This is a genomic window from Achromobacter sp. Marseille-Q0513 (genome assembly GCF_018195695.1).
Classification (GTDB): domain Bacteria; phylum Pseudomonadota; class Gammaproteobacteria; order Burkholderiales; family Burkholderiaceae_B; genus Achromobacter.
The window spans coordinates 1-6,992 of the sequence record NZ_JAGTJY010000215.1; the positions used below are offsets into that span (position 1 = coordinate 1).

The following is a 6,992-nucleotide window of genomic DNA, read 5'->3' on the forward strand; positions in this document are numbered from 1 at the left end:
GAGGGTGATGGGGTGATGGCGTGCGGCTGGCGGTTAGAAAATGCAGAGGCGCGCAGGGAAGTACCACCTGGTGCCGCCTGATATTCTTGGTGATTGAGGGGGAGTTGCGCTTCTGCGGGGATGCGTCCGCGGATAAGGCTGTTCCTGGGATGGATGGCTGCGACAGGCTGGGAGGAGGGATGGCATCGTGGTGAAAAAGCGGAAACGACTTGGGCTTGATGACATGGAAGCCATCGCGAAGAAGGCAACATTCGAAGCCCTGCAGGGCTACCCCAAGCCTCGCGGCAACCTCGAGAACCTGACGCTGGGATCCGAGGTGACCGAGACGGCGGGGATCTTTGAGCTATACATTTCTGGTGAGCGTCCGCAGGATGCGAGGGTAATCAGTCGCGCAATTGTCGATCGGGAGCACGGCGGGGTGCGAGTGGAAGTGTTTCCAGACGAGTTTTCTTTGTCGGTATTGAACAGATAGATCAAAGGGCATGTCCGCCTGATATGTGCTGGCGGTTTTTTTCTTGCAGATTGATCGGTTTCGGGTGTCGATCACAGTACTCCGCAGATGCGGCGCGGTTGGAGTGCGCCGCTCTGCAAGTGTCAGAAAAATCCAGGGTCTGGGTCCCTTGTTTGGAATGGATAGGCGTTGAGGGCAATATGTTATTGAAGAGATTCAATGTCTATGCGTCATATGTGGAATTCGACCCTCATGGTGGTGGCGTGAATGAGGTATCCGCGATATTGCCGGGGGCAACGGTTTCGGGGCAGGCGGATTTTCTGGGTGAGCATTTCGTTGCGTTGTATGCCTGTGATGGCCAGTTTTTCTTGAGGGCTGGCACCGGGGTCGTAAATTTGCACGATGCCCGTCTTCAGCTCGAGCATGAACATCTTGCCGGTGGAGAAACCAGATTTCGTGCGGCAGATTCGAAGGCGAGGTTTGAGATTGTTTATCCTTCGTGGTGGGTGGGTTATCCCGCCGTCTTGTTGATGCATCAGGATACGGATGATGCCGATGAGGACTTTTGTGCTTATGTCGTGGATTTGATTCGCGACCCAGAGGTTGTGCAGCGTTTTCTAGACGAATATTCTGGCTAGCGGTTCGTGAGGATGGTTGTGATGATGTTGGGTGCTGATAGGGCTGGCGTAACGATGTGGCATGTCTATCAGCCTGCGGTAGAGCTGCAAGACGGCCCTGAGCAAATCACGGCCTTGTTGATTAGCCCTTTTCGGACGAACGCGTGGGTCGAATCGTGAATCCATTTGAACAGCTGGCCAAGCGTCTCGGCGGTGCGCCTTGGATTGGCTCAATCAGCGGATACTCGCCGTCCGCCGAAGCATTGGACGGCGTCGCTCGCTGGATGAGAATCCTCTCGGAACTGGCACGTCAAGTTGATGGAAATGAAGTGCCGCATCTTCTAGCCAGCCCTGCACGGCTGCTTGGTTACAGGCCTGGCGACCATGCCGCCAAAGAAATAGACGAGCAGATCGCAAGGGTTTCCGACGCGTATGCGGCAATACTCGTAAGAAACGCAATGGAGTGGGCGGATATGTCGGCTCAGGGGAAGCGCTCTCCGGAGTTTCCGTTGGACCTCTTTGAACCGCTGCTTGCTCTGCTCGAGCGCGGTTGTCAGTTCAAGCTTCGGAAGGGCTACCTGGAGGTGGACGATAATGCCTTTCCTCTTCATGGATGGCCCAACCTGGCAAGCGGGTGATCAGGCGGCGAGGCCAGAACGAGTGCCGCGGATAAGTCCGTCGAGCGTGTGCCGTCAGACAGGATTGGAGGGCGGTGGCTTCGCGTTTTGGTGGTTTTTCGCGATCGCCGGCGTAAGCCTGTGATGGCTTCGGTTGTGAAGGCTACGCACGGGATAGCGAGCAGGAAATACTCTGCTGAGATGGCGCTTGCCTGTGCGCTTGCCAGTGCAACATTTGCTCCAGATGAATATCCGCTGCCCGACTACGTGAATTATGAGAGCGGCCTGGCAGATTTGCGCGAGTTGTGGTCGATTGGATGAGGGACGTAGGGCCGTCCTGGCTATCTATAATTTAGAAGTGGAAAAATTGAGATAAAAGTGGCTGCACTCAGTGCTTGAGATTATTGCTGATTGCATGTTCAGACCGGATTGGAGAAAAACGGATGGGAAGTATCGAAGAGGTAGCCGCTCGGTTACGTAGCAACGGGATGGAACTGGTAGCCGCGCTACAGAGCACCAAGGAAATCAAGCAGCAAGCATTCGAGCGCCTGGATAGCGCGTCCAGGGAGTTGGCGCAGCTGCTCAAGGGGGCCGAACAGTTGCCGCGACAGATCGTGAACGATCTCTATTTGACGGCCAAGATCCTTGAGAACGAAGCTCCATACTCGAAGGACAGCGCGCTTGTCGCTCAGATGGCTTCCGAGCTTTATATGACTTTCGATCTGATCCTCCTTGGGGAGTCCCATGAAGACCGTATCCCAGGCGTGCCACGAATACGATAGGGCTGACTTGATGCCGCCAGAGCCGAAAGCAGTTTTTGATTGATATGAAGGCATATGAATTGCCATCTGTCATTTCCGATGCTGGAAGAGCTACACAAATATCGGAAAGCACTCCAAGACTTACTCCACGGAAAATTCAAGAATTCTTGAGGTGGGTAAGACAGTAAATTTATGTGAGAGTGATGATAATGAGTTCTCAGTTTTTAGTGGATTCAATTGTATTGGGTGGTGATGAGAATTTGATTCGTGGAGGATGTAATCTGGGATCCATCTCCGTGGGGCAAACCTTTTCTCGGGCCACTTCGGACAGTGGCAATGTAAAATTTCTGAATGTCGTGATAGAAAAAATAATCACATATCGCCACGAGGTTGACAAACTTTCTAGAGGTGTGACGGGTGAGCTTCATGCAGTGGGTGATATTTCCTTGCTTGAGCATGGGGATATGCTGGAATCTTAGAGTATTCTTGATGCGCGTTCGGATCGGGAGTCAGAATGTGCTGAGCAGCGTGTACGCGGCGGGATCTGACAGGAAAACAATGAGCCGGAATGTTGAAACGCTAGAGCAGGCAGTCGAAGAGTTTTTTTCGTCATTGAATGACGCTGAAAAAAATGCGCTGCGTCAGCTGTTTCTGACAACCCGAGAAGCGAACTCCAGAAGATGGATGACGGAGGTCGTTGCCATGTTCGGATTGGATCAACCTGATTGCAAATTGTGCGCTGACATTGAGCGGATCTTTCCCGAAGAGAGTGTGTTCAAGGGGAGGGTGTTTGATAACGCGGATGGTCTCTTCGAGGCAGGAATAATCTTGCGTGAGGCAATGAGGCGCTGTTGAAATGACGACGCGCGGGGCCGAGACATCGAGCGCGGCTTGCTAGGTTATGTGCGGGGCCCCATATCCAACGAGCAAGATTGCTCGACTACGGAATGTTCCATACGGTCCCGTTAGGCTCAGGGACGTGAAGGACTCGCTCTACACCCAGCATCGCTGAGGACTCTGACATGGAATTGATGGTTGTGAATGATGTGTTGCTTACCAATGGTGGTCAGACCATTCTAACGGGGCCTCTGCTGTTGACGGGGTTTTCGCTGAAGAGTGAAATTGAGCAAAGCTTCGGAACACACGTGAGTATATTGAGCATCGATGGCGAGAGGTTGCTCGTTCCGGTGAAAGGCACCTGGGTCAGTCAAGCGATGTCTGGTGTTTGGCAGGTTAGTCTCGCAATTGATTGTCCGGGTGAGCTTGATGGTGTGGCTCTGGAAAGCCTGGTCATCAATGATCTATAGTCTCTCGCGAAGATTAACGTTTCGAAAATTAACGTGTCAGGCTGAATTTGATTCGACAGCATTTAGGAAGCCCCGACAGAAAAAATCTGTCGGGGTTTTTGTTATTTACTGATCCGACACACTTCATTTACCACAAGGACCTAGATTGGACTGGAAACGGGAATTGGTAATCGCTCACCTTGTCAAGCAGAAGGTTGCCGAGGTAGACATATATCACCTCTGGGACAATACATTGCCTGAGCTTGCTGCTTCGGAGGATCGATTGATCTCTCTCGAGAAGCGATTGGGTTATGCGCTGGATTCGCAGCACCGGGCTTTTCTGTTGCATGCGAACGGATGGAGGGCTTTCAGCCAGCATATCGATGTGTTCGGTGCTGATGATTTCGAAGGCGGCCCGCTCGCAGCGCGTGCTATTGCGTTGATTGAATCGCTCGAGCCACTGTATCCGCTGTGTGGCCTCGACAAGCAGGATGTGCTGCCGATAGCTGTCTCTTCAGATGACATCGACGTGATGGTGATGGCACGGCCTCATACGGAAACGCCGGGGAAAGTTCTGTGGCTGGCGGGGGGGCTGATTGACGTCTTCCCAGGATTTGATGAATGGTTTCTGGCGATGGTCGACTACATTCGAGAGGATTACCAACGGTTGCTTAAGAGGAATTTTTCTTGAGCGTATCGGGGGGAGCATTCCTGCGATGCTTATGCATGTGCAAGCTCTCGATGGCGTTGGTGTAATAAGGCAACGGAAATTCTTAAGCATGCTCTGCGAGTGACGGCACAGGATATTCAATAATTCTTACGTCGAGTTAAATGAAAATGCATTGGAAGGCAGGTATCTATGGCATCCGAATTTTTAGTTGATTCTGTTTTTATTGAAAATAATGTCCAGATAGTTTTTGGTGTCTGCAATAAGGATGGGGTAAGGGTTGGGCAAGTTTTTCGGGCGGCGACTTCGAATAAGGGAGAAAGAAAGGAAGTGGAATTGCTAGTGGTAAAGATAATTACCTATCGTAGAGAGCTGGATGAGCTGTCAACTGGGTTGACGGGCGATTTGCATGTTGAAGGAGATGTTTCGTTATTAGGGCATGGTGATATGTTGGAAGCTGTGACCTGCTCTGAAAAATTTGTACCAATGGGTTTTTGAGAAAGGCTAAATATGTTGGCAATCGATCCTTCAGGGCAGGGGGGGTAGGTGATGCTGGGCCAATTCATATGATTCGAATGGATTTTATGAATTATTGAGATCTCATTCTTTATATAGGAATATTCGGTCTGATCCGTTGTGGTCGAATTGAAAGAGAGCTTAAATCTTGAATTGTGAAAGGTGTGGTGGCGAGAAATGGAATGTTATTTCAAATCAAGGACCATTGGAAAAGTGGAGGTGTGAACGTTGCGGGCAAGAGTTGGATGTTCACGTTTTTAATCCAAAGCATGATCCTCCGCTTCCACCGAATAGAGAGCCTGTTTATATTGTGAGTGCTTTGTGGCATTCAATTCCAAAAATAGATGATGTGAGGTATTTTCATTCATTGTTTTTTGAATTGAAAAAATTATCTGTTGTGGATCTCATAAGAATGATACGTTTGGGCCAGAGAATAGAGGTCGGGCGTGTTCGGGTATCGGAGTTTGAATCCTTGAAATCAGACTTGGAGATATTGGGTGTTGAGTTGACATTCATTCCGATTTCTTGAGGCTGGACAGGCATATGAGGCAGATCAGCTAGGGTCCGCCGGCTTTGGCAAGAACACGTCGGTCCTTCGGCCTGCCACCGATTTCGATAAGCAAGCAGCATGCGCGCCGAGGTCGCTGCCAGGACCCAGGCGTAAAAAAGCCGCAGCTAGCGCAGCGGCAGGCGGATGTTGTGCCCCGCAGCGCACAGGACCGCATGGATGGCATCGCCGATTGTGCCCTTTAGCCAGTTGCGCCAGGTGTTCATCACGCCGCGCTGCCCGCAGCAGCAAAACGGCACGGTTGAACGCGTGATCTGTACGTTCAAAGAACAATGCGCGCATCGGCATCGCTTCGAGAACATCCAGTACGCCAGCCGCGTTGTAGGCGACTGGATACGCATTTACAATCACCGCGCCCGCACTAGGCGCTCTACATGAAGACCCCGGCTGAGGCGTTTGCATTAGCCGCATGACCTGAGCAGGTTCTGCCGGGTCAATACAAATGTGGTCTACCCTGGATCACCGCTCAGGCTCTTTTCGGGAAAAGGCACGATGAGCATTTCCGACTCCATCTGCCCGGACTGCGGCGGACTCCTGGAAGTCCGACGCCAAGGCGCCAGCCAGGGCATGTTCTGCACACTATGCTCCTGGGCTTTGCTCACCACCCGCTTGCCGGACTTCCTGAACGATGCGACGTCCTACCGAGTGACCGTGATCTCGGGTGACGTCGACAACAGCGCGCATGTACAGGCGGTGGCGAGCCTGACGGGCCTTGCGCTGCCGGAGGCGCGAGCACTGCTGCGAGCGCCCGCGGGGCTGGTGTTCACAGGCTTGGCGTACGAGGTCGCGCCGATGCGGGAGACGCTTGCCGAGGCCGGCCTGGATTTCAGGATCGAGCCGCCATTTCCCTGGTAGGCGCGGCGCCAGGCGCGCTCGCCAGGACGCTGCGGCAGACCCGCCTGCCCAGCCGGGCCGGGATGCCCGGCGGCGCATATTGCCGCCGGCCATGCCCGTTGCTAGTATCCGCGCAGCACGACCCATCGACCATCACAAGGGCATTCCGATGAAGCGTTTTCTCGTCCTGGCATTCGCCGTTTTCGCCCTTGCGCTGGCCGCGATGCGTCCGGCGGCGGCCGAGCAAGGCTGTCCCGACGGATACACCATGGCCGCGTTGGGCACCGCCCAGTGCATTCCCATTCCCGGCCTCTACCAAGTTCCCGGCGGTGCCCAGCAGCCGCAGCAGTCGGCTCCCCCGCCCGTTCGCTGGGAGGAGCGCTGGGGGGCGATCGCCTTCGATCCCGTGTCGGGCAAGACCGGGGTCGCGGGCAGTCGGACCGGCCGGCGGCAGGCGGAAGACGATGCCGTGGCGATCTGCCGGCAGAAGGGCGGCGGCGCCTGCAAGCTGGAAATCTCCTACGCCAATCAATGCGGCGTCATCGTCTGGGGCAATAACTGGGCGGTCGCCAAGTTCGCGGCCACGCTGGAGCAAGCCACGGAGCTGGCGCTCAATCAGTGCAACCGCGACAGCGGCGGCACCTGCGAGGTCTTTTTCTCGGATTGCAGCATGCC

The 6,992-nt window shown here is 53.8% G+C and carries 11 protein-coding genes; all 11 read left to right on the plus strand.

From position 1 onward, the window contains the following. Positions 1 to 223: 223 nt before the first annotated feature. Positions 224 to 472, plus strand: coding sequence for a hypothetical protein (locus tag KDH83_RS27145; RefSeq protein ID WP_212321409.1), 249 nt, complete (start codon positions 224 to 226; stop codon positions 470 to 472). A gap of 215 nt (positions 473 to 687) precedes the next feature. Then, entirely contained in the window at positions 688 to 1,089 is a 402-nt protein-coding gene (locus tag KDH83_RS27150) for a hypothetical protein (RefSeq protein ID WP_212321417.1), read from the plus strand. A 155-nt stretch (positions 1,090 to 1,244) separates the two neighbouring features. Further along, the gene (locus KDH83_RS27155; RefSeq protein ID WP_212321419.1) at positions 1,245 to 1,706 is read left to right on the plus strand and encodes a hypothetical protein; all 462 of its coding nucleotides are present in this window, start codon (positions 1,245 to 1,247) and stop codon (positions 1,704 to 1,706) included. 467 nt (positions 1,707 to 2,173) lie between these two features. Further along, a complete protein-coding gene (locus KDH83_RS27160) occupies positions 2,174 to 2,467 on the plus strand; it encodes a hypothetical protein (protein ID WP_212321421.1) in 294 nt (97 codons plus the stop codon). 537 nt (positions 2,468 to 3,004) lie between these two features. Next, positions 3,005 to 3,301: a hypothetical protein gene (locus KDH83_RS27165; protein ID WP_212321422.1), complete on the plus strand. Its 297-nt coding sequence runs from the start codon at positions 3,005 to 3,007 to the stop codon at positions 3,299 to 3,301. Between the two features lie 167 nt (positions 3,302 to 3,468). After that, a complete protein-coding gene (locus KDH83_RS27170; protein WP_212321423.1) occupies positions 3,469 to 3,753 on the plus strand; it encodes a hypothetical protein in 285 nt (94 codons plus the stop codon). 145 nt (positions 3,754 to 3,898) lie between these two features. Continuing rightward, a complete protein-coding gene (locus KDH83_RS27175) occupies positions 3,899 to 4,423 on the plus strand; it encodes an SMI1/KNR4 family protein (protein WP_212321424.1) in 525 nt (174 codons plus the stop codon). Between the two features lie 168 nt (positions 4,424 to 4,591). Further along, on the plus strand, positions 4,592 to 4,897 hold the full coding sequence (locus tag KDH83_RS27180; RefSeq protein WP_212321425.1) for a hypothetical protein: 306 nt from the start codon (positions 4,592 to 4,594) through the stop codon (positions 4,895 to 4,897). A 745-nt stretch (positions 4,898 to 5,642) separates the two neighbouring features. Beyond that, complete coding sequence (locus KDH83_RS27185) at positions 5,643 to 5,861, plus strand: integrase core domain-containing protein (protein ID WP_249205389.1); 219 nt, start codon at positions 5,643 to 5,645, stop codon at positions 5,859 to 5,861. A gap of 114 nt (positions 5,862 to 5,975) precedes the next feature. Then, positions 5,976 to 6,338 carry a hypothetical protein gene (locus KDH83_RS27190; RefSeq protein ID WP_212321426.1) on the plus strand — a complete coding sequence of 121 codons (363 nt, stop codon included), beginning with the start codon at positions 5,976 to 5,978 and terminating at the stop codon, positions 6,336 to 6,338. Positions 6,339 to 6,486: 148 nt separating this feature from the next. Then, the coding region (locus KDH83_RS27195) for a DUF4189 domain-containing protein (RefSeq protein ID WP_212321431.1) at positions 6,487 to 6,992 on the plus strand (506 nt) is incomplete at its 3' end.

Coding starts and splice junctions, on each gene's coding strand:
- KDH83_RS27145 (WP_212321409.1), top strand. CDS start 224: ATGGAAGCCATCGCGAAGAAGGCAACATTCGAAGCCCTGCAGGGCTAC.
- KDH83_RS27160 (WP_212321421.1), top strand. CDS start 2,174: ATGGAACTGGTAGCCGCGCTACAGAGCACCAAGGAAATCAAGCAGCAA.
- KDH83_RS27165 (WP_212321422.1), top strand. CDS start 3,005: ATGAGCCGGAATGTTGAAACGCTAGAGCAGGCAGTCGAAGAGTTTTTT.
- KDH83_RS27170 (WP_212321423.1), top strand. CDS start 3,469: ATGGAATTGATGGTTGTGAATGATGTGTTGCTTACCAATGGTGGTCAG.
- KDH83_RS27180 (WP_212321425.1), top strand. CDS start 4,592: ATGGCATCCGAATTTTTAGTTGATTCTGTTTTTATTGAAAATAATGTC.
- KDH83_RS27185 (WP_249205389.1), top strand. CDS start 5,643: ATGGCATCGCCGATTGTGCCCTTTAGCCAGTTGCGCCAGGTGTTCATC.
- KDH83_RS27190 (WP_212321426.1), top strand. CDS start 5,976: ATGAGCATTTCCGACTCCATCTGCCCGGACTGCGGCGGACTCCTGGAA.